At 55.7% G+C, this 22475-nt stretch carries 15 protein-coding genes; 4 read left to right on the top strand and 11 right to left on the bottom strand.

Annotated features, from left to right (window positions below; translation table 11 throughout):
* Window positions 1-31: 31 nt before the first annotated feature.
* The 3 genes from PXC00_RS01120 to PXC00_RS01110 form a co-directional block, all read right to left on the bottom strand.
* The gene (locus PXC00_RS01120) at window positions 32-877 is read right to left on the bottom strand and encodes a carbohydrate ABC transporter permease (RefSeq protein ID WP_275844641.1); all 846 of its coding nucleotides are present in this window, start codon (window positions 875-877) and stop codon (window positions 32-34) included.
* Window positions 874-1755 carry a carbohydrate ABC transporter permease gene (locus PXC00_RS01115; RefSeq protein WP_275844642.1) on the bottom strand — a complete coding sequence of 294 codons (882 nt, stop codon included), beginning with the start codon at window positions 1753-1755 and terminating at the stop codon, window positions 874-876. The genes PXC00_RS01120 and PXC00_RS01115 overlap by 4 nt, the downstream gene beginning before the upstream one ends.
* Window positions 1756-1957: 202 nt before the next feature.
* On the bottom strand, window positions 1958-3301 hold the full coding sequence (locus PXC00_RS01110) for an ABC transporter substrate-binding protein (protein ID WP_275844643.1): 1344 nt from the start codon (window positions 3299-3301) through the stop codon (window positions 1958-1960).
* A gap of 506 nt (window positions 3302-3807) precedes the next feature.
* On the opposite strand from PXC00_RS01110, the gene PXC00_RS01105 reads away from it, so the two are divergent.
* Window positions 3808-4785, top strand: a complete 978-nt coding sequence (locus tag PXC00_RS01105) for a LacI family DNA-binding transcriptional regulator (RefSeq protein WP_275844644.1) — start codon at window positions 3808-3810, stop codon at window positions 4783-4785.
* 35 nt (window positions 4786-4820) lie between these two features.
* The gene (locus PXC00_RS01100) at window positions 4821-7061 is read left to right on the top strand and encodes a glycoside hydrolase family 3 C-terminal domain-containing protein (RefSeq protein ID WP_275844645.1); all 2241 of its coding nucleotides are present in this window, start codon (window positions 4821-4823) and stop codon (window positions 7059-7061) included.
* A gap of 73 nt (window positions 7062-7134) precedes the next feature.
* Here PXC00_RS01100 and PXC00_RS01095 read toward each other — a convergent pair whose 3' ends face one another.
* A complete protein-coding gene (locus PXC00_RS01095; RefSeq protein WP_275844646.1) occupies window positions 7135-7431 on the bottom strand; it encodes a hypothetical protein in 297 nt (98 codons plus the stop codon).
* Between the two features lie 502 nt (window positions 7432-7933).
* Between PXC00_RS01095 and PXC00_RS01090 the strand changes: the two genes are divergently transcribed.
* Window positions 7934-9127, top strand: coding sequence for an MFS transporter (locus PXC00_RS01090; protein WP_275844647.1), 1194 nt, complete (start codon window positions 7934-7936; stop codon window positions 9125-9127).
* Between the two features lie 33 nt (window positions 9128-9160).
* Window positions 9161-10627, top strand: coding sequence for a glycoside hydrolase family 32 protein (locus PXC00_RS01085; RefSeq protein WP_275844648.1), 1467 nt, complete (start codon window positions 9161-9163; stop codon window positions 10625-10627).
* 69 nt (window positions 10628-10696) lie between these two features.
* Here the strand turns inward: PXC00_RS01085 and PXC00_RS01080 are convergent, their stop codons facing one another.
* From PXC00_RS01080 to PXC00_RS01050, 7 genes are read right to left on the bottom strand one after another with little or no spacing between them, the layout of a single operon-like run.
* The gene (locus PXC00_RS01080; RefSeq protein WP_316935043.1) at window positions 10697-12826 is read right to left on the bottom strand and encodes a glycoside hydrolase family 3 C-terminal domain-containing protein; all 2130 of its coding nucleotides are present in this window, start codon (window positions 12824-12826) and stop codon (window positions 10697-10699) included.
* Between the two features lie 51 nt (window positions 12827-12877).
* Window positions 12878-15973 (bottom strand): alpha-mannosidase, encoded by a 3096-nt coding sequence (locus PXC00_RS01075; RefSeq protein ID WP_275844649.1) that lies wholly within the window; start codon window positions 15971-15973, stop codon window positions 12878-12880.
* Between the two features lie 20 nt (window positions 15974-15993).
* Window positions 15994-17469 (bottom strand): alpha-L-fucosidase, encoded by a 1476-nt coding sequence (locus PXC00_RS01070; RefSeq protein WP_275844667.1) that lies wholly within the window; start codon window positions 17467-17469, stop codon window positions 15994-15996.
* Between the two features lie 16 nt (window positions 17470-17485).
* Window positions 17486-19339: a cache domain-containing sensor histidine kinase gene (locus PXC00_RS01065; RefSeq protein ID WP_275844650.1), complete on the bottom strand. Its 1854-nt coding sequence runs from the start codon at window positions 19337-19339 to the stop codon at window positions 17486-17488.
* Window positions 19329-20393, bottom strand: a complete 1065-nt coding sequence (locus PXC00_RS01060; protein ID WP_275844651.1) for a response regulator transcription factor — start codon at window positions 20391-20393, stop codon at window positions 19329-19331. Before PXC00_RS01060 ends, PXC00_RS01065 begins: the two co-directional genes overlap by 11 nt.
* A 32-nt stretch (window positions 20394-20425) precedes the next feature.
* Complete coding sequence (locus PXC00_RS01055) at window positions 20426-21454, bottom strand: glycoside hydrolase family 18 protein (protein ID WP_275844652.1); 1029 nt, start codon at window positions 21452-21454, stop codon at window positions 20426-20428.
* A complete protein-coding gene (locus PXC00_RS01050; RefSeq protein ID WP_275844653.1) occupies window positions 21451-22473 on the bottom strand; it encodes a glycoside hydrolase family 18 protein in 1023 nt (340 codons plus the stop codon). The genes PXC00_RS01055 and PXC00_RS01050 overlap by 4 nt, the downstream gene beginning before the upstream one ends.
* Window positions 22474-22475: the final 2 nt, after the last annotated feature.

Below are 22475 nucleotides of genomic sequence, written 5' to 3'. Positions count from 1 at the left end.
AATTTCATTCCGTCAGGAATGTCACACACGGTCAGGTCTTCACAGCACCCGCAACGATGCCTTCCACAATATATTTCTGCAGGAAGATGTAAATAATCAGAACCGGCAAAATCGTCATAATCAGCGACGCAATCAGCGGGCCGAAGTTGACCGACATCTGCCCGGAGAACGAGTACGTGGAAAGCGGCAGTGTCAGCTGATTCGGCTGCGTCAAAACCAGCGAGGGCAGCAAGTAGTCGTTCCATACCCACAAAACGTCCAACACCACCAGGGTTGCAAACACCGGTTTGAGCAGCGGAAGCACAATCAGGAAAAACGTCTGGCGCAGGTTCGCGCCGTCAATGCGCGCTGCCTCTTCCAGTGAAATCGGCACGCCGGTCTTGATGAAGCCGTGAAAAATGAATGTTCCCATGCCGCAGCCAAAGCCAATGTACAGGTACACCAGCATCGGGCGGCTGTTCAGAACCCCCATGTGACCGTAAATGGTGACCAGCGGAATCATGATGGCCTGAAACGGCACCATCATGCTGGCAATCAATGCATAAAACAGGATTTTGCCTGCCTTGCTTTTGGAACGAACCACATAGTACGCCGTCATGGCAGAAGCAATGGCGATCAGTGCCACACTGACAATGGTCAGTACCACCGTATTGAACAGCGCGCTCATGTAGTTCATCTGGTTAAACGCATCCACAAAGTTCTGGAATGTGGGCTGCGAGGTCAGCGCCAGCGGGTTGTCCATGATTTCCGCGTTGGTTTTGAAGGCGTCGATGATGACCACCACAAACGGCAACACAAAAATCAGCAGCAGAACCCAAAGCAGCACTGTACTGAAAAACTTGCCCCAGCGAAAGGGCTTTTTTGCTGTTGGTGTCATTGTTCCACCTCCATCTTTTTGCCTGAATAAACCTGTGTCAGGGAAATTGCAGCGATGATCAGGAACAGCAGGAAGGCTTCTGCCTGACCGGTGCCGTAGTTCTGGTTATTAAATGCTTCGCGATAAATATTCAGCGACACCAGCACCGTGCTGCCGAATGGTTCCCCCTTGGTCAACGAAATGTTGACGTCGTAGACCATGAAGCACCTGGACAGCGTCAGAAACAGGCAGATGATAAAGGACGGCACCATCAGCGGTGCTTCCACCTTCACAATCTTCTGCCAGTAGTTGCAGCCGTCGATGTCGGCGGCCTCCAGCACATCTCTGGAAATCCCCATAAAGCCCGCCACATAAATAATCATCATATAGCCGGAAAGCTGCCACACGGTCACGATAATCAGCGTGACCAGCGCCTTGTTCGGATCTGCCAGCCAGGACTGCTCAAAAATCGGAATGTGCAGCGAGGTGCCAACGTAAACCAGCGCATTCTGAAACACAAAGCGCCACACCAACCCCAACACAATGCCGCCCAGCAGGTTCGGCGTAAAAAATGCCGCGCGCAGGAAGTTCTGACCCCGGATGCCCGTTGTCAGCAGGTATGCGATGATGAATGCCAGCAGGTTGGTCAGCACCACGCAGCCCAGTACGTACTTGAGCGTGACCACCATGGAGGTCCAGAAAACTTTGTCCTGAAACACCTTGATGTAGTTCTGCAGACCTACAAACTGGTTGGTGCTGGAGATGCCGTTGGTGTCTGTAAAGGACATGGCAAGCCCGTAAATGAACGGAATCAGCATCACCGTAACGAATATGAACGCGGTCGGCGCCGCAAACGCCAGAAAAAATTTGAAGTCATACCACTTTTTATTTTGTCCCATTTTATACCTCTTTCTGCAGTCCGCGCGGGCAGCGCCCGGCCTTTTGCGATTTTTCACAGGAGATAAAAATCGGCATATCCTGCCGCGCTGTCAAATCTGCGAACAGAGCGCGCCGGAATATGCCGCGTGAAAATCCCGCTCAGGCAATCTGCTTGCTTCGGGGCTTTCGCTGCCCGCCGAAAGGCTGTCGTGCCTGCGGCCGTTATTTTACCCAGGAAGCGGACTGGAAGTAGCTGTCGATTGACTTTGTCAGGGTGGACTTGTCCATGTTGCCTGTCAGATATTGCTGCAGGTATGCGCCGACCTTGGTGTAATAATCGCCGGAAAGGTTCGCGCCAACAAAGGTCTTGCCCGCTTTAATGTAGCTGACCATCGACTTAGAGAGGCTGTCGCTGGGGGTGTACTTGGAGTCTTTGAATGCAGAGATAATGCCCATGTCGACACTCAGTGCTTTCTGCCCCGCGTCATCCGTCGCAAGCCAGTTCAAGAAGGTATTTGCCGCTTTGCGCTGCTCCGGTGTGGACTTGGTATTGTCAATCAAAATGACCTTGCTGCCACCTGCCATAATGTTGCCGTCTGTCTTACCGCCGGCATACAACGGCAGGAAGCCCAGCTCATCCTTGGCATGGTCGCCGGTCAGGAACTGCGAAACGTTCGGCATAACCCACACGCCGTTAAACCAAAACGCGACCTTGCCGGTAGCGATGTTCTTTGGATCGGATGTATTGTAATCAGAGGACATCGGGGAAGCCTTGTAGATGTTGTACTTTTTGTTGAGATCCAGCAGATTCACCAGGCCGTTGTAAACGGTGTTGTTGGCAAGGCTTTCTTTGCCACTCTTTAAGTCCTTATAGTACTGGGTTTCGGAAGTAGAGCTGTCCTGCCCCGTATATGCCAGCGCGAGATAGTGGGAAGCCAACGACCAGTCGTCATGGGAAATTTCCACCGGCGTTACGCCGCCTGCCTGAATCTTCTTATACAGTGCCTCCAGGTCTGCCTGGCTTTTGATGCTGGTCGGGTCAAAGGTACCGCCAATTGCCTTTTCGATGGTGTTCTTGTTATAAATCAGGCCGTCGCCTTCCACCGCAAAGGGAAATGCGTAAATCTTGCCGTCCACTTTCAGGGAATCAACAAAGGAGTCGTTAATCTGGCTTGCCCAGGATTCCGAAGAAAGGTCGGCAGACTTGGAAGCATAGGAGGCAATGTTGACCGGATCCACCATGTTGATGGTGCAGGGATTGCCGGAGGCGTACTTGCTCATCATGGTTTCATCCACCGTAGAGCTGGAGGAAACGGTGGTCATGCTGATGGTGATGCCGTCCTTGTTGGTTTTGTTAAAGGTATCCACCGCCTGCTGCAGCTTCTGTGCAATTTCGCTTTTGCTGTTAAGCATGGTAATGCTGACTTTACCGGTCGAACCGGTGGTAGAGCCGGCTGCGGAGCCGCCTGTTGCAGAGGTGGTTCCGGTCTGCCCGCATCCTGTGAACAGGGTGGAGGCAGTCAGCACGGCGGCGAGGGTCGCTGATACAATACGTGTTTTTTTCATTTTTATCCTTCTTTCTTTCACTGAAGCGATTGACTGCGTGAGAATGTTCGAAACGTTAAATGATTCCCACATTTCTGCGTATTCATGTACAACTTGCCTGCTCAATTCACTTGCATTATAAATCCGGTTTCCGTGTATGTCAATACGTTGATGTATAATCTTTTAATATTTTTTTTAATATATAAAGATATTTATGTATTTATCGACCAACAATATCCTCAGCCATTTTTGAATTTCTCCCGATTTGTGATAGATTTATCATACATAATCTCGTAATTCATGATAACATATTGATAGAAAATCTGGGAAGCCTGATAAAGATTCGCTGTTTTTGCGCAGTTCCTGCCCGCTAAACTCCTCCAATTTTCGTTTTTTTGCCGGAATATCTTGTTTTATCGAAAAAAAAATGATAAGCTTACATAGAATTCCGAAAGGATAAGCAATTCATATATGGTACCACAGGCAGGCGCCCTGCGCCCCTGCCGAAACGTGAGGAAGGATTGTAATTGGCAAATATTAAAGACGTCGCGAAGCTGGCCGGACTTTCCGTTGGCACGGTATCGCGCGTGCTGAACAACCGGGGCTACATCAGCGACGAAACCCGAAAAAAAGTGCACGATGCCATGCGAGAGCTCAATTATGTGCCCAACGAACTGGCCAAGTCCATTTTCCGGCAATACACCCGCACCATCGGCGTGATGGTGCCGTTCGTCACCCACCCTTATTTCGGTATGATTGTACAGTATTTGGAATACTACGCCTCCAAAATGAATTATAAAATCATTCTCTGCAACTCCTACTTTGAGCGGGACAAGGAACTGGAATATTTCCGTATGCTGCAGGGTTACAAAGTGGATGGTATCATTCTTTGCAGCCGCAGCATGGATATCCGCAATGAGATTCAGGAGGGTCCGCCCATTGTTTCCATTGACCGCATCCTCAGCGACCGAATCCCGTATGTTTCTTCGGATAACTACCAAGGCGGCTCCTTAGCTACCGAACATCTGATTCAGAAAGGCTGCCGGAAAGTCGCGCACATCTGCGGCTCTCCTTCCCTGCACATGACTGCCAACCAGCGCAGCAGCGCCTTTGAGGAAACGTGCCGCAAAAACGGCATCGAGTCAATCGTTGTTTCCACTAACGAAGACCAATTCTCCTCCCTGTCCTATTATGACAATATTCAAAAGCTGTTTCAGAAGCATCCGGATGTGGACGGCATCTTTGCCAGCAGCGACATCATCGCGGCGCAGGTCATACAGGTGGCTGCCAAGGCCGGCCGGCACATTCCGGAAGACTTGAAACTGGTCGGGTTTGACGATGTCAACATCGCCGCGCTCACCGCCCCGCCGCTCACCACCGTCCACCAGCCCATTAAGCAGCTGTGCAAATATGCCTTTGAACTGCTGCTCGACGAAATCAAGGGGGAAATTGTGCCGATGTGCACGATTCTGCCCGTCAGCTTCGTGCAGCGGGACTCCACCTGACACCGGCAGTGCCGACCGGAAAAGGAGCTTTAAAAATGGAGATTTCAGAAATTCTGTCCAAACTGACTTTAGAGGAAAAGGCGCGCCTGTGCACCGGTGCGGATGCCTGGCACACCGCCTGCCCGCAATCAATTTCCGTACCACAGGTCACCGTTTCCGACGGGCCGCACGGCCTGCGCCGTGAAACCGGCGTACCCGGCGAGAGCGCATCTGCCACCTGCTTCCCCAGCGGCTCCGCACTCGGCGCTTCCTGGGACCCCAATCTGCTGGAGGAACTTGGGGAAGCTTTGGGCGAGGAATGCCGCGCGCAGGGGGTGGATGTCCTGCTCGGCCCCGCCGTCAACATCAAGCGCTCACCGCTGTGCGGGCGCAACTTTGAGTATTACGCCGAAGATCCCTGTCTGGCAGGCACGCTTGCGGCAGCGTACATCCGCGGTGTGCAGAAGCAGGGTGTGGGTACCTCACTCAAACACTTTGCTGCCAACAACAAGGAGACCGGCCGCCTGACCACCGACACCGCCGTGGACGCGCGCACCCTGCGTGAGCTTTACCTGCCCGCCTTTGAAACAGCGGTAAAAGAAGCGCAGCCGTGGACGGTCATGGCGGCGTACAACCGGCTCAACGGCACCTACTGTGCAGAAAACAAGCGCCTGCTGACCGATCTGCTGCGTGGTGAATGGGGCTTTCAGGGGCTGGTCATGTCAGACTGGGGCGCGGTCAGCGACCGTGACCGCGGCATTGCCGCCGGACTGGACTTGGAAATGCCCGGCGGCTGCGCCATCGGGCCGCAAAAAATCATCCGTGCCGTGCAGAACGGCACCCTTTCCGAAGAAGCACTGGACCGATGCGTCACCAGAGTCTTGGAACTTGCCCAAAAAGCCGCAGCACACAAAAAGCCTGCCCCTGCGAAAACACCGGAAGCACTCTATGCGCAGCACCACGCACTTGCCCGGAAAATTGCGGAACACTGCATGGTGCTGCTCAAAAACGACGGTACTCTGCCCCTGCGGAAAACCGGCAGCCTTGCGGTAATCGGCGAATTTGCCAAAACACCGCGCTGCCAGGGCGGCGGCAGCTCTCATATTCACCCGACCGCACTGGACGTGCCGCTGGAGGAAATTCGCAAAGCGGCGCCGCAGCTCACCGTTTCTTACAGTGAGGGCTATACCCTGACCGATGACCGGCCGGACGAAGTGCGTATTGCTGCAGCTGTCCAGACGGCAGCTGCAGCGGACGCGGCGGTGATTTTTGCCGGTCTGCCGGATGCCTATGAATCCGAAGGGTTCGACCGCAGTCATATGCGGATACCCGAAAGCCACAACGCCCTGATCCAGGCGGTTGCGCACGCGCAGAAAAACACCGTTGTCGTCCTGAGCAATGGCTCTCCGGTGGAAATGCCGTGGACGGAGCAAGTGTCTGCCATTCTGGAAAGCTATTTGTGCGGGCAGGCCACCGGCAGCGCACAGGCCGCCATCCTGTTCGGCAGTGCCAATCCCTGCGGCAAATTGGCAGAAACGTTTCCGCGAAAGCTGCAGGATAACCCCTCATACCTCAACTTCCCTATCACCAGCCCCGACTTTGTAGCATACCGCGAGAGCGTGTTTGTCGGCTATCGTTATTACGACACCAAGCAGGTGCCGGTGTGTTTTCCGTTTGGCCACGGGCTGTCCTACACCACTTTCTCCTACCTGTCCATTGAAACCGACCGCGCAGAACTGACCGATCGCGAAACGCTGACCGTGCGCGTGACCCTAAAAAACACCGGCAGCCGTGCCGGCCGTGAAACCGTGCAACTGTATGTGCACGACATGGAAAGCAGCATTCCGCGTCCGGAAAAGGAACTGCGTGCTTTCCGCAGTGTGGAACTGCAGCCTGGCGAGGAAGCAACCGTTTCATTCCCGCTTTCCAAGCGTGCCTTCGCTTACTACGATGCCGCGGCACAGGACTGGACGGTGGAAGACGGTGTGTTTCAGATTTTAGCGGGTGGCTCCAGTGCAGAAACGCCGCTCTGCGCTTCTGTAACCGTGCATCCCGCCGAACCGAGGCCCCACATCTTTACCCGCCACACCCTGACCGCTGAAGCTTGGGACAAACCCGCCACCTGCGCAGTTTTAAAAGAGTTTCTAACAAAAGCCGGTTGTGACAACTTACACGTGCAGGCAGACTGGATGCGAGATATGCCCCTGCGCAACCTGTTTATGTTCGGCGCAGTCTACACGCAAGAAGAACTGGACCAGCTGGTGGAAACACTAAACCGGACAACCACCTTCTGCTAAAACACCCTTCCACGCAAAAAAGGCACCCGCGGTTTTCCCGCAAGGCGCCTTTGGTCGCTTTTGAAGCAGTCCGTTAATGCGATTGGTCCGTTTTCGGTGCCTGCAAACTGCTGTTGATGTGTGAAATCACGGTATCAAACTTCACTTTTTGTGAAGCTGGATACTGCAGAATATAACCGTCAATGGAACCTTTGCCGACAATCCCGGTTTCATAGCCGATGGTCTTGCCGTCTGTCCACGATACCGCATACCCTTTTGCTGTTTGTGCATGGTAACTCACCCGGCCATGCAGTGTCTGAAGCACCTGCTTTAAATATGCCGCCGATGTCAGCATCTGCGCGTTGTTCTGACCAAAAGCTGTAAATTTCACACTGCCGTCCTGTGATGCGAAAGTCTGTCCTTCCCCATTTGCGGCACTGTCCGTTTTTTTAAGGTCAGCAGGATACTCTACAGAAAATCCAAACCGAGCGTTTTAGTAACGCAAAAAAGAGCTTGCCGCCGATTGTGATGATGGAAACTGCGCCTCAAACGATGCAAAGCTTTTGACTTGCCCAATTGTTTGACTGGTTTTCCCCGTACCTGTCGGAAGTGCTGAGGTTTATCCCCTATTTGGCTGTGACACGGGGAGCCGCGCGGTCTTCCCTGCTGTACCGCAACCTGCGGCGGCCAAAAGCAAAGCGGTAACTGCCGCCACACACAAAACCCGCAAATTTTTTCGTTTCATTATGATACCACCCCTGAAAATTATTTTTACGTCGCCGGAAAACTTTATCCGGTTTTATCTATCAAACAAGTATACAGAAATCTCTTCATTTTTTCAGAGAATGCGGTGGCTGCGCCGATTTTTTGCAGGCACGCAGAGTTGAGGGCTTATGAACAAATTCAGAAAGTATCCTGAGCAGCTGTATTTTCTATACTACACGCTCCTGTACGCCGGCATTGCCGTGTACGGCGGCTACATCAGCATTTACTATATGAAAGCCGGTTTTTCGCTTTCCGAAATCGGGACGCTGACCACAGTCGGGCCGCTGTTTTCGCTGTTTGTACAGCCGGTCTGGGGCATGGTGAGTGACCGCACCGGCAGGCACCGCCTGGTGCTGACGATTTCCCTAATCGGCAGTGTGCTCTCCGTTCTGCTGTATTCCCTGCACACCGGCTATGTCTTTTACCTAATCATCACAATGGTCTTTATGCTGTTTTACACGGCAATTCAGCCACTGAGCGACACCATTTCCGTCGACTACCTGACACGCTCCGGCTACAATTACAGTGCAGTGCGCATGGGCGGCTCCATTGGCTACTCCGTGGTGGTCTTGCTGCTCGGCAACTTTTTTAACGACCACCTCAGCTTGCTGTTTGCGCTGTGCGCCGGTCTGCTGCTGCTTGCCCTGTTTTCCACCGCGCTGCTGCCGAAAGAGCAGCCGAAACCGGATGCCGCTGTGCCGGACAGCGCCCCTGCTGAGAGCAAACCCTTTAACAGGCGGCGGCTGATTCTGTTAATCGGCTTTTCCTGTGTACTTTTCTTTGCGTTGAGCTTTAATATTTCGTTTGTTGGCATTTATGCCAAGGAAATGACTGCTTCCGGCACCCTGCTCGGTGTCGCGCTGTGCGCGTCTTCCATCAGCGAAGTACCGGTGCTGCTGCTCATTACAAAGTATTCGCGCCGGTTTAACCAAATCAATATCTTTACCATTGTCACGTTTACCGGATTCCTGCTGGGCGCGCGGATGCTGCTTTATTTCTTTGCGCAGGGAATCGGCATGGTCATTTTTGCGCAGGCACTGCAGGGCATTACCTCCATGCTGCTGTTTTACAGCATGGTCACATACATCAACCGCGAAGTGCCCACCGCCCACAAAGCCACCGGGCAGAGCGCACTGGTCATTGCGCAGTCCGGCATCAGCAGTATTTTGGGAAACACCGGCGGTGGTTACGTCAGCGAGTGGATTGGCCTGCGGCAGACCTACCTGCTGACCGCGGTCATCGTTCTGGCTGCCACAGCACTGTTCGCCGTCGCTTATCTGCTGCACAGAAAGCACACCACGCAGACACGCCCGACCAGCTGAAAATTGACAGAAGAAAGGATCAGGTGATTTGCAATGTCCAAAAAACTGCACGCACAGAATATACAGAAGGCAACCCTCGCCGTCCGGGAAACGAGCCGCCTTGTCAACCCCCGTTTCCGTCAGAAGTATCACTTCATGGCGCCGGCGGGCTGGCTGAACGACCCCAACGGGCTGATTCAGTTTGGCGGACAGTACCACCTGTTTTATCAGCACAACCCGTACGGTTCCTCCTGGGGGCCGATGCACTGGGGGCACGCGGTGAGCCGGGACCTGGTACACTGGGAGCACCTGCCTGTGGCGCTCGCCCCCAGTGAAGACTACGAAAGCGGACACGGCGGCTGCTTCTCCGGCAGCGCGGTCGAAAAGGATGGGCGGCTGACGCTGCTTTACACCGGCGCTAGCACCGTGGGCGGTGAAGAGCGACAAGTGCAGTGCCTGGCGCAGAGCACCGACGGTGTCGTTTTTGAAAAGTATGCCGGAAATCCGGTTTTAAAGCGTTCCGGCAGCCGCCAGAGCGACTTTCGCGACCCGAAAGTTTGGCGGCACGGTAATTTTTGGTACATGGTCATCGCGTCACAGGAGCAGGAAAGCGGCGCGGCGCTGCTGTACCGCTCCGCCGACCTGCTGCACTGGAGGTTCATTTCCCAACTCGCGGGCGGCAGCCCGCAGCAGGGTCGTATGTGGGAATGCCCAGACTTTTTTGAACTGGGCGGCACCGGCGTACTGCTGTTTTCTCCTGTCGGGTTCGACAATCGGAAGGCCACTTACCTGACCGGCCGATTCGACTACGATACCGGTGCTTTTTCTGCAGAAACGCTGGGCGAAACGGACTGGGGCTTTGACTTTTACGCCGCGCAGTCCTTTCCCGACACACAGGGCCGCCGCATTGTAATTGGTTGGGCAAACGGCTGGGACTGGATGCCGTGGTGGAACGGCTTTGGCCCAACCCAGCAGGACCGGTGGTGCGGGCACATGAGCCTGCCGCGGGAAGTGACCATGTGTGCCGATGGCAGGCTTGCCTTTCACCCGGTTTCAGAGTTGCAAACCCTGCGCACAGACGCTTGGCGCACCGAATCGGTCACACTGCACGACAGTGAACCGCTTGCGCTGCACGCAGGGGACGGCATACACTTTGAGCTGCTGGCAGACTTTGACCTAACTGCCTCCACTTCCACACAGATTCGCCTGCTGATGCGCTGCTCGGAAACAGAGCAGACGGTGCTGACCTGCGATCTGCGGCAGGGAGAACTGATTTTTGACCGCAGTGCTTCCTCCCCGCACGATGCCGGTATCAAGCGCTGCCCGCTGGAATCCGCACAGCAAAAGAAACTGCGCCTGCACGTGTTTGCAGATACCTGTTCCGTGGAGGTCTTTACAGACAGCGGCAGAACCGTGCTGTCCTCCAACCTCTACCCCGCTGCGGAGAGCACCGGCATCTTCCTCTGCGCGGACGGCGGCGACGCGCAGCTTTCCTGTGTGGAAACCTGGGGGCTTGCGTAACGTTATCTGCCCTATCAAAAAAGAGCCATGGCATTGTTTGTAAATGCCGTGACTCTTTTTTTCATCTATTTAGTCCGCTGCAAGCAGTTCCACGCCGGCGTGCAGCACGCGGCTGCCAGTCAGCGCAAAGCTGCGCGCGTCCGGCTGGTGACCGCCGACATACACCGTATACCTCCCCGGCACATATGCCCGGCTGCCATCTTCCGCGACCGTGTAAAACAGCTCCGCGGGTATCTCAAACGAAAGCTGTCGGCTTTCACCTGCCGCAAGGTGCGTGCGACAAAACCCGCACAGCCGAAAAATCGGGTCTGCCGCCCCGACATTCTGTTTTTGCAGATACACCTGCGTTACTTCATCCGCATTGCAGGTGCCACTGTTTGCAACGCAGACTTCCAATTTCAGGCTGCTGCCCGCGCAAAGCCTGTCCGCTGCTATGCGCAGGTCGCTGTACGCAAAGACTGTGTAGGAAAGCCCGTACCCGAAGGGGTATAGCGGGGTGCCGCGGTAGTAGCGGTATGTGCGCCCTGTCATGGTGTAGTCCTCAAAGCCGGGCAGGTCGTTTACATCCTGATAGAACGTGACCGGCAGCCGTCCGGCGGGGGCTGCTGCGCCGAAAAGCAACCGCGCAAGCGCCGCACCGCCATGTGCGCCGCTGTACCAAACCTGCAGCACCGCGCCGCAGTGTTCCTGCGCATAGCGAAGGTCCATCGCACCGCCGCTGTTCATCACCAGAACCACCGGTGTTCCGGTTTCACAAACTGCCTCCAATAGCCGCTGCTGTGGTGCGGGCAGCGACAGGTCGCGCTTATCGCCCGCCGCAAACTCATTGCCGGCGTCGCCCTGCTCACCCTCCAGTGTCGGGTCAAGCCCCAGGCAGAGAACCACCACATCGGAAAGCCGCGCCACCGCGCAGGCTTCGCTCAGGCGGTCATCTTCCTGTGCCAAATCCATCACGCTGGTTTTGTAAAGATGGCAGCCCTGTGCGTAGCGCACCCGCGCCTTATCCCCGACATAATCCTCCACACCGCGCAGGTTCGTTTCCCATCGGGAGGCTTCGCCGCAGTAGTTGCCGCGCAGCACCTCCACGCTGTCTGCATTCGGGCCGATGACACCGATGTTTTTGATGGACGCAAGTTTCAGCGGCAGCAAACCGTCGTTTTTCAGCAGCACCGCGGACTTTTCGCTCATGCGCAGCGCCGCCGCGTTGTTTTCCTCACTGTCCACTTCGGAAAAGGGAGTATCCCGATAGGGGCAATCCGGTGCGAACTCTCCCAGCGCGAAGCGGATGGTAAACAGATGCACCGCCGCCGCGCGGATGTCCGCCTCCGCAATGCGCCCTGCGCGGTAAGCCTCCATGGCGTGCAGGTACGTGTCGCCGCAGTCCAGGTCACAGCCGGCAGGCAGCGACCGCTCCATGGTATCCACCGGCCCCTCCGTCAGTGGATGAAACTGGTACAAATCGTGCAGTGCCCACGCATCGCCGACAAAGTAGCCGTCAAATCCCCAGTCTTGCAGCAGGGCGTTCAGCTTTGCGCTGGCACAGCAGGGCTCGCCGTTTACGCGGTTGTAGGCGCCCATCACACCCGCCACGTGTGCTTCTTTTACCAGTGTTTCAAATGCGGGCAGATAGCTGTCCCACAGGTCGTGCGCGCTCACGTGCGCGTCAAAGCCATGACGGGTGGCTTCGGGGCCGCTGTGCGCTGCGAAATGCTTGGCACAGGCAGCTGCTTTCATATATGGGCCATCTCCCTGCAGGCCATTCACATACGCACAGCCAAGGCGCGCGGTTAAAAACGGGTCCTCGCCGTAGGTCTCCTGTCCGCGCCCCCAGCGCGGGTCACGAAACAGGTTGATGTTGGGTGACCAAAAGGTCAACCCTTTGTACAGGTCGCGGTCGCCTGCAGCCGCCTGCATATGGTACTTCGCACGCGCTTCTTCGGCGATGATGCCGCCCATTGTGAAAACTTCCGTTTCGTCAAACATCGCTGCAAGCGCGATGGCCTGCGGAAAAACCGTTGCCGTACCGGCGCGCGCCACGCCGTGCAGCGCTTCGTTCCACCAATTGTATGCGGGAATGTGCAGCCGCTCAACCGCCGGTGCGGCATAAGTCAGCTGCGAGGCCGCCTCTTCCACGGTCATTTGCGCAACCAAATCGGCTGCCTGCTGCTGAAAGCGTTTCCAATGCTCTTTGTAACTCACGGGTACCTCCTAAAAAACACAAAAGCCGCTTTTGCGGCGGCCTTTGCCTGCTTATTCCGCAAAGCGGATTTTAAAGGTCTTAATTTCATACGGCGCAATCTGGAAGGTAAAGCTGTTTTCGCCGCAGGGCACCGCGCCCTGTTCTTTTTCCACCAGGTTACACTCGGTAACGGACTGAACCGGCTTGCCGCAGGTCACAGTAACCGGCCCGCGCTGGTTCTTGTAGTCAAACACGCGCACCACCGTACCGCTGGCGTCCTCCGCCTGCTTGACGGTTTCCAACAGAACGTGTGCCGCGTCCACAGACAGCAGGGAAAAGGAAAGCCCCGCCTTACCCGGCACTGCGTAAGCAGGCTGGTTCAGCTTTGCAGCTTCCTGCTCGGTGCCGCCCTCCTGCCAAGAGCCTGCGTGCGGATACAGGGAATACGTAAAGAAATGCTCCTCCTGGTCAGTGGTCGGGTTCGGCTCGATGCCAGACTTAATCAGCGTCAGCGCAAGGTCGCCGTCGTGTACAGAATGACCGTACTTGCAGTCATTGAGCAGGGAAACCCCGTATCCCCCCTCGGAAAGGTCGGCCCACTTGTGCCCGCAGGACTCAAACCGCGCCACTTCCCAGCTGGTGTTTTGCGTCACCTTGCGCTTCACGTTGCCAAACTGAATGTCAAACGTCGCCTCGTCCGTGTGAATGGCCAGCGGAAAGTGCACCTTCAGCAGCTGCTGATGTTCGTGCCAGTCCACATAGCTTTCAAAGTCAATGCGGCGCAGGTTCGCGTAAAAATGAATCTTCTGGCGAATCAGCGAATTCTGGTACCGACGCTCAATCTGCAGCGTTGCGCGCACCGGGCCGCGTTCGGTCCACTGCTGGGAGGTGACATCTGTCACATCCCAGTATTTTTCTTTATAGAAAATATCAATATCCCAGTTGTCGTAATACATCGGCTTGTCTTCGTACACGCGCATAAGGTTGGCAGACTTGCCCGCCTGCAGCACTTCGCGCCGGTTTTCCTTGTCCCACACAGAGGCAAGGCAACCATCCGCGCCGAACTGCACGGTGTAAAACGGCGTTTCAATGCCGCGTTCCGTGCAGTGCAGCGGATTTTCGGCGGCAGCCGCTTCGCAGGGCTGCAGGCTGACATAGCCCTTAGCGGGCAGACCGGTCACATACGCGGCCGCGCCGCCGTCCGCGCACTGCTGCACCGGCGCGGCGGTGCCGTCCGGCAGGCGCAAAGCTGCCGCTGTGCAGTCCGGCAGCAGGAGCACATCGTCCCGCACAAAACCGAGGGTGTTGAACACAACCTGTGCATCGCCGGTTCCCGCCAGCAGGCGCAGACGTTCCTGCAGCAGGCTGCCCGCCTGCGCCGCAAGCGCCGCGTACTCCTTTTTGGTCTGCTCATACACCTCGTGAATCGCGCTGCCCGGCAGAATGTCATGGAACTGGTTGAGCAGCACCGTCTTCCACATCTGCTCCAGCTCCTGTGCCGGGTACGCCGCACCGGCACGCTGCGCCAGTACAGAAAGCAGTTCCAAATCCATCAGCAGCAACTCGCTTTTGCGGTTTGCCCGCTTGTTGCGCGCCATAGAGGTGTAGGTGCCGCGGTGATACTCGAAGTAAAACTCGCCCTCCCACACCGGCAGACGCGGATTTTTAGAAACGCGCTCGTCCAGTTCGCGGAAGTACGTGCCGGCAAACGTCTGGCGCACCTTCGGTACGCCGGGCAAACCCTTTTCCAGGCGCTTAGAGGTTTCCAGCATCTGGCGGGTGGGGCCGCCGCCGCCGTCGCCGTAGCCGTAAGCAATCAGCACATCGTTGTTGATTTCTTTGTTCTGGTAGCGCTCCCACGCGCCCATGACCGCATCCGGATGCAGCATGCCGTTGTAAGTGGTAAAAAAGTTACCGGTCGGTTGGCCGATACCCAGCGTCGTGATGAAGTGCGTCAAAATCTCCGTGCCGTCGATGCCGCGCCAACGCAGCGTGTCATACGGAATCTTGTTGAACTGGTTCCACGAAAGCTTCGTGGTCATGAAGTAATCAATGCCGCACTTTTTCGCAATCTGCGGCAGCGCGCCGGAGTAGCCGAACACATCCGGCAACCACAGGATGTGGTTTTCCTTGCCAAACTCCTCGCGGAAAAACCGCTCGCCGTGCAGAAACTGCCGCACCAGCGATTCGCCGGAGGTCAGGTTGCAGTCCGCTTCCAGCCACATCCCGCCTTCCGGCTCCCAGCGACCCTCTTTGACACGCTCTTTGACCTTGGCGTACAGCTCCGGGTAACGCTCCTTGAGAAACTGGTACAGCTGCGGCTGGCTGGACATAAATTTGTAATCCGGATACTCCTCCATCAGTTTAAGCACCGTAGAGAAGCTGCGTACCACCTTTTCACGTGTCTGGTCAACCGTCCACCACCAGGCAACGTCGATGTGCGTATGGCCGATGCAGGTCGCTATCACCTCGTCATGCCCGGCAAGCTCTGTGTAAAGCTTCTGCCCGATATACGCACGCGCCTTTTTCACAGAAGCCGCGAAAGCCTCCGACGGCGCCTGTCGCAGGTCAATCAAATTGACCGTATCGTTTAAAACGGTTTCGATGGCGTGGCAGGACTGGCTGTCCTTCTCCATCCGGCTGAGCGACCACAGCGGCACCTGCAGATCATAGTAAAGCCCCATGGTTTCCGAGTCGATTTCCAGCATCTCGCCCAGCAACTGAAACTCCCTGTGCAGAATACCGGTATACGCCTGCAGGTCAATTTGGTAAGTTTCTCCCGCCTTGGCGCTGCGCGTCACCAGCACCTCACGGTGATTCATATCCAGTCCCTGCACAACACTGCCGTTGAGAAACAGCAAAAACTGCGGATTTTTGCCGTCGTCCCACTCGTCAATCTGCGTGCGGATGCGAAACCAAAGCGGCCGCCCGTCAAAGCTTTTCGGCACGGTCAGCGTGGCGCGGAACCAATCGTGCCGATCCGGCCCATACCAGTGCATGGTGCGGCTGTCGAACGCCGCCCACGCCTGTTCGTCTGTTTCCGCTTCCTCCGGACGCAGAAACAACCCTTCCTTTACCTGCCAATCCGTCAGTTCCTGCTGCTGCAGGCACGCGGCCTTTTTCAGTTGGTCACAGATGACCTGCGCCCGCTCCTTTGCAAATTTCATATTGGCTCCTCCTGAATGCCTCAGTCTGTTAAAATCCGAACAACGACCGGATGGTCATTTTTTGCTTTTTCCATGCGGACGGTCAAAGCCTGCGCGGAACGTTCCCACTGCGGCTTTTCGCTTTCTCCCAGAACGATTACGTCCCGAATCACACCGTGAAAGCAGGGTGTCTTCTGCGCATCGCGGTCTGCCAGGGACTGTATGCGCACCACGCCGTCTTCCGGCGCGCGCAGCACAATGGCGTACACATACGGGCCTTTGGCGGTAAAGCGGATGTCGCTTGCCGTGTAAGCGGTGCCCTTCTCATCGGCAAACTGACCGTTTGCCGCCTTGGTTTCGCCCTCTTGGGAAACACGCCACACATGGGTGTCGTAAATTGCCTCGCCGTTTACACGCAGCCAGCTGCCCACTTCCAGCAGCAGGTTTCGGTCTTCGTCCGGAATGGTGCCGTCCGCGCGCGGGCCAATATTGAGCAGCAGGCAGCCGTTTTTGCTAACCACATCCGCCAGCGTGCAAAGGATCTCGCTGACTGGTTTGTAGTCGTTGTTTTCCGTGTAGCCCCACGAGTTGCGCGCCACAGAGGTGTCTGTCTGCCAGAAGTACGGCTTGGCGTCCGCAAACTGACCGCGCTCCATGTCCAGCACCGCGCTGCCCATGGGAAATGCGTCATACTTATAATTGATAACCGCACCGGTGCCCCACTGCGCAGCACGGTTGTAGTAATACGCCGCAAATTTTTTGAGATACGGTTTGACCGCGCTGTGCTGAATCCACCAGTCAAAGTACAGCACCCGGGGGTGATAGCGATCCACAAGCTCACAGGTGCGCAGCAGCCAATCCTCCAGAAACGCCGCGGTGGGTTTCGGTTCGCTGAAGAGGTCTAAAATCTCGCGCTCCGGCATGGACGGCCAGTACAGGTCGCCCTGCTTGAGCGGCTCATGAATGTCGCTCGGAAACTCCTTGCCATGACCCATAAAGAACCAGTGCTCCACCCGGTGGGACGAAGCGCCGTACACCAGGCCGCGGCTTTCCAGCGCCAGCTTCAGCTCGCCCGCCACATCGCGGTGCGGGCCCATCTCATAAGCGTTAAAGTGTGACAGCTCGCTTTTATACATTTGAAAGCCGTCGTGATGCTCCGCCACCGGCACCACATACCGTGCGCCCGCCTGCCGAAACAGATCCGCCCATGCTTCCGGGTCAAACCGCTCGGCGCGGAACAGCGGGATGAAGTCCTTGTAGCCAAAATCCTTTTGGTTTCCGTACGTTTTGCGGTGGTGCTCAAATTCTTTGGTGCCCTGCAGGTACATATTGCGGGAGTACCACTCGCTGCCGAATGCAGGCACGGAGTAAACGCCCCAGTGAATGAAAATGCCGAACTTGGCATTCACATACCAGTCGGGAACACGGTATTGCGAAAGCGACTCCCAGGTATCCTGAAACCTGCCCTCATGCACCACGCGGTGAATTTCCCGCAGATAGTTTTGTCTGTTCAAAATCTTGTTCTCACCCTTTTCACAGTTTCGAAAATTCGCCCGGCAGCCTTTCTTGCGGGGACTTTTTGATTCTTGCCGGCAGCTGCACCGTCACGGTGGCGCCGCCCTTTTCGTTGCTGGAGTAAGTCAGCCCGTACTGTTCGCCAAACATCATGCGGATGCGGTTGTTGACATTGACTACTCCGATACCGTGCTCTTTGGCGGGCACCAGATCACCGTTTTGCAACCGCTGGTTTATCTGCGCCGCATCGACACCGCAGCCATCATCAAGCACCTGCATTTTCAGCAGACCGTCGGCCACCTCGCCGGTGATTTGGATGTGCCCGTTTCCCTCCTTGCACGCAATGCCGTGTACGATAGCGTTTTCAACCAGCGGCTGCAGGATGATTTTCGGCACCACGCAGTTTTGGCACGCCTCGGAAACCGCACAGCTGTACTGCACCTTTTCGCCGTAATGCAGCTTTTCAATAACCAGAAATTTATCAACGTGCTGCAGCTCGTCTGCGACAGTGGCTTCGCTGCCCTTGCGGCTGATGCTGTACTGCATGATACCCGAAAGCGCAGACACTGCATTGGAGATGTCGTACTCCTTGCGCATGATGATCATCCAGTTGATGGAGTTGAGCGTGTTGTACAGAAAGTGCGGGTTAATCTGCGCCTGCATGGCGTCATACTCCGCCTGCAGCTGGCGGGCGTGGCTTTCGCGAATGTCTGCAATCAGCGTCCGGATGCGCAACGTCATGTCGGTAAAACTGGTATAAAGCTGGCTGACCTCGTCATTCGGCAGCTTTACATTTGGCAAGTGCGGCGCTTCTTCCACATTGAAATGTTCCATGGTCCGCGTCAGCATGATGATCGGTTTGGAAATTTTCCGCGCCACGAAAATCACAAAGAACGCGCCTAGCAGAATGGCGCCGGTCAAAATCAACATGATTAGGTACAGCACTGGCCGCATACCCGAAGTCAGGCTGGAATACGGTACGGCGGAAATCATGTACCACCCCCACTGCAGCTGATTGGAAGTGATGATGTACGGTTCGCCGTCAATACTCACCGTTTTGCAAGCAGAATCAATCTGATTCTGCTGTACAGCCTGCAGGATATCCGCATTGGCAGGCTGCGCGCCGCCGGACGGCGTGCCGCTGTAAATTACGTTTTTGTGGTTGTCTGTCAGCAGAATAGTGGTGGACTTGGTGTACTGCGACATTTGGATCTGCTGTGCAAACGCGTCCGGAGAAACCACAAACAGCGCAACCCCCATGGAGTCTGAAAAAATATAAGGATTGATAATCAGCTTGGAAATATAAATCTGATTCACACCCGAAGCATCCTTCTGTACAGAAAAGCCCAGCTGCCCGTGCGTTTTCACCGCCTGCTGGTACCACGCGGTATTTTCTACCGCGTCGGTGTTGTAAACACCGCTTGCCGTGTGCTTGCCGCCGGTGTTAAAGGAAGGCAGCCACGCCGAAAGCGGTTCGCTAGGATTTAAAAACAAATACGCACAGTACACCGTGTTCAGGTCGGTGGCAGGCAGGTCAACAAAGTTGGTAAACTGCTGCTTGAGCAGCCGAGCATAGTTATATGCCGACACCGTGTCCAGATTCCGGTGGTTTAAAATTTCCGCTGTGTACTGGTCTGCGCTCATGTACACAAACGCATAGTTGATGTTGCTGACCAGCAAGTCGATGTTCTCCTGACTCTGTTTCAGCAGATGCTCGTGGTCCGTCATGACTTGCTGCGTGAGCGTTTTCTGGAAAACCACGTATGTCATGCCGCCGAGAACCGACAGAAAGGCCGTAAACACCAAAATGTACACAACCGCGATTCTTTTCTGGATGCTGCGCACCCGTCTGTGTTCCCTTTTAATTGGCATGAAAAATTCCCCCGCTGACATTGCGGTACTCCGATGGCGTCAGATTGACCACGCGCTTAAATGCCTTGGCAAAGTAGTGCGAGTCTGCGTAGCCGACCAAACTGCCCACGTCGTCGATTTTCAGCGAAAAATCTTTGAGCAGCTCCTGCGCCTTGGCCATGCGTATGTGGGCAAGCGAGGTGCTGAAATTCACGCCAAAGGACTTGCGGAACAGGACACTCAGGCGACTGGGCGTTATACCGAGTTTGTCTGCAACATACTGCAGGGAAAAGCTGCTGTTTGAATACTCGCGCTCCATCATCTGTCTGGCGGCGCTGGCCAGCACGGCTTCGTGGTCGACTTTTTCTTTGGAAACGCACGCAAAAACATCACAGAAGACACGGTAAGTCACACTGCAGATTTCCTGCGCAGAGTGAAGCTCCATAATCCGCTCGATGACCTCTGTCTGCGAGCCGCAGACTGCATCTAGGTTCAGCCCAATACCGCGGTAGTAGCTAAATAGAAACTCCACCAACTTCAGACACAGCCCCTTGAGATCCTCCGCTTGGGCAGACTCCCCAAACGCCTGCTGCTTGAGCAGTGCCTCAATGTCGCCCAGCCGCCCTTCTTTCAAGTCCGTAAAAATCCGCGTCTTCAGGTCGCCGTTGTAAAGGTTGCGCATCACGCTGCTTCTGGCGCACTTCGCATCCCGCAGCTGCTTGAGGCGGCGCACCAGCTGATCAATTTTGTCCAGGTCTATCGGTTTCAAAATGTAGTCGGACACCCCATACTGCATGGCGGAACGCGCATACTGAAAGTCCTCGTAAGCGCTCATGATGATCATGGAAACGCCGTTCATGGTTTGATGAACCTTGCACGCGAGCGCAAGCCCATCCATAATTGGCATACGGATGTCTGTGATAATGATATCGGGATTTTCGGCAACCGCCTTGCGGTACGCTTCTTCCCCATTTTTTGCGCTGATGACTTTGCCGAATCCAAGAGCCTCCCACGGAATCACGGTATGCAGGCCCTGCAGAACAACTTCATCGTCGTCGACCACAATCGCTTTCATCAACTCACTCCTTTGGGCTAAGTGGAAACGGTTTACGCTTCGGAAAGGCTATCGGACATCGCCTGCAGCAACTGGCGAGTGCTGTCCCCACCATGTTCCCAGTAAAACAGCCCTGCCAAGTCACGCTGCCTGACGTATGTGCACTTGCAGCGCACCGACTCCGGGTCGTCATAGGAAAGGAACATACTGCCGTTAAACAGCCACGGCGCCTTTGCCTCGTCGTCCCAGTAGCGGACAAAGCCGTTTTTGTTGATATAGGCTTTTACCAGTTCGTCATAATTCGGCCCGTAGCCGCCGGCGGACTCGGTGAGCTGCAAGAAACCATGGTTACGATCCTGCACGTGCTCCCACATACGGGAATACATCGCCGCGCCGATGACGATTTTCTCTTTCGGCACGCCTGCCTGCTCAAACAGGCGGGCGGCGGCATCCGCACTGGTGCGGTTCAGGTCACCGGTTGCCGTGTACAGGTTCGTGTGGTGACCGGTCAACGTATGAAAGCCGCAGCGCAGGTCGTAAGTCATTACATAGACAAGATCCAGGTACTGCTGCACTTGCTCCATCTGCGTATTTTCGGTGTAGTACCGGTCCGCGCCGGCAGCGATGGTCAGCAGATGGTGCGCCGGAAAGGCAGCGTCCAGCGCGCGGCGGATTTCGCGGCACAGCAGCGTAAAATTCTGCTTGTCTTCAGGGCGTGCTTTGATGAAATTTTCCGGACAGCAGGGATATTCCCAGTCCAGGTCAACACCGTCAAACCCGTACTTGCGAATGACTTCGACGCAGGACTGCGCAATTTTGCGCCTGCCCGCTTCGTCGGCGCTGCCGTCAGAAAAGGCTTCCTCCTCTTTTCCCACCAGAGAAAGGAGGATTTTTAAATCCGGATTCCACCGCCGAATCTGTTCTATCTGATCCAGACCAGTCATGTGGCTGGTCTGGATGTTTCCGTTCCGGTCAATCTGACCGAACGCCAGCATCAGGTGTGTCAGCTTTCGGGCATCCTCCTTGGTGACGCAAAACGGCCTGTCCTGACTCAGTACATAGCCTGCCAAAACACGTTTCACTGCTGTTCCTCCTCTTGATACAGGGATTGATACGCTGCGTGCAGCAGCGTCCGCGTGGTGTCGCAACCATGCTCCCAGTAAAATACGCCTGCGTAACCATGCTGGCGCACATAGGCGCATTTGCACCGAATGGACTGCTCGTCATCATAAGAAATAAAGGTATCGCCGTTAAACAGATACGGCGCTTTGCACACGTCGTCCCAGTAACGGGTGTAGCCATTTTGATTGATGTAGCCGGTCAGCAGTTCATCATAATGCGGGCCGTACTCGCCGCGCGTCTTGGCAATCTGCAGGTAGCCGTTGTACCGGTTGGGAACCCCTTTCCATACGCGTGTGTAAAACGCCATGCCGATGGCAATCTTGCTTTTCGGCACGCCGGCTGCCGCATACGCGCGTGCGGCAGCATCGGCACTGTCAAGGAAGATATCCCCGACCGGCGCGTACAGATTGGTGTGGTGCCCGGTCAGCACCTGAAACGCTCCGCGCAAATCATACGTCATAATATAAACATAGTCAAGGAACTCCTGCGCCTGCTGCATCTGCGTGCTGTCCAAAAAATACTGCCCCGCACCCACAGCACTGGTCAAAAGCAGCCCCTGCCCGGCAGTTTCCAGCTGCGCGCGGATTTCCTGCAGCAGCAGGGTGTAATTTTCGCGGTCGGCAGGGTCTGCTTCCAAACCATTCTCCCCACAGCAGGGGTACTCCCAGTCAATGTCGACCCCATCCAGACCGCAGCGGCGGACAATCGCCGCCAGGTCTCCGGCAATCTGCCGGCGGCCCTCCGCAGTCAGACAGGGCGTGGAAAACTCCCCGCCGAAGCAGACAGAGCATTTCAGTGCGGGATTCCACTGCCGCAGCTGCGGAATACAGGAAACCCCCTCCTCCGAAACCAAAACCGCGCGGCCGTCCTGCACCGTACCGGCGGCAATATTCAAGTGGGTCAACTTCTGCGCATCGTCCGCCGTCATATCCTTGACGTTTTCATTGATGCAGTAGCCTGCCAGAATTTCATTCGGCATTT

The sequence above is a fragment of the Caproicibacterium argilliputei genome, assembly GCF_029211325.2.
In the GTDB taxonomy this organism is placed as follows: domain Bacteria; phylum Bacillota; class Clostridia; order Oscillospirales; family Acutalibacteraceae; genus Caproicibacterium; species Caproicibacterium argilliputei.
The sequence above is the reverse complement of the archived record's forward strand: the minus strand, read 5'-3'. Positions and strand labels throughout refer to the sequence as shown.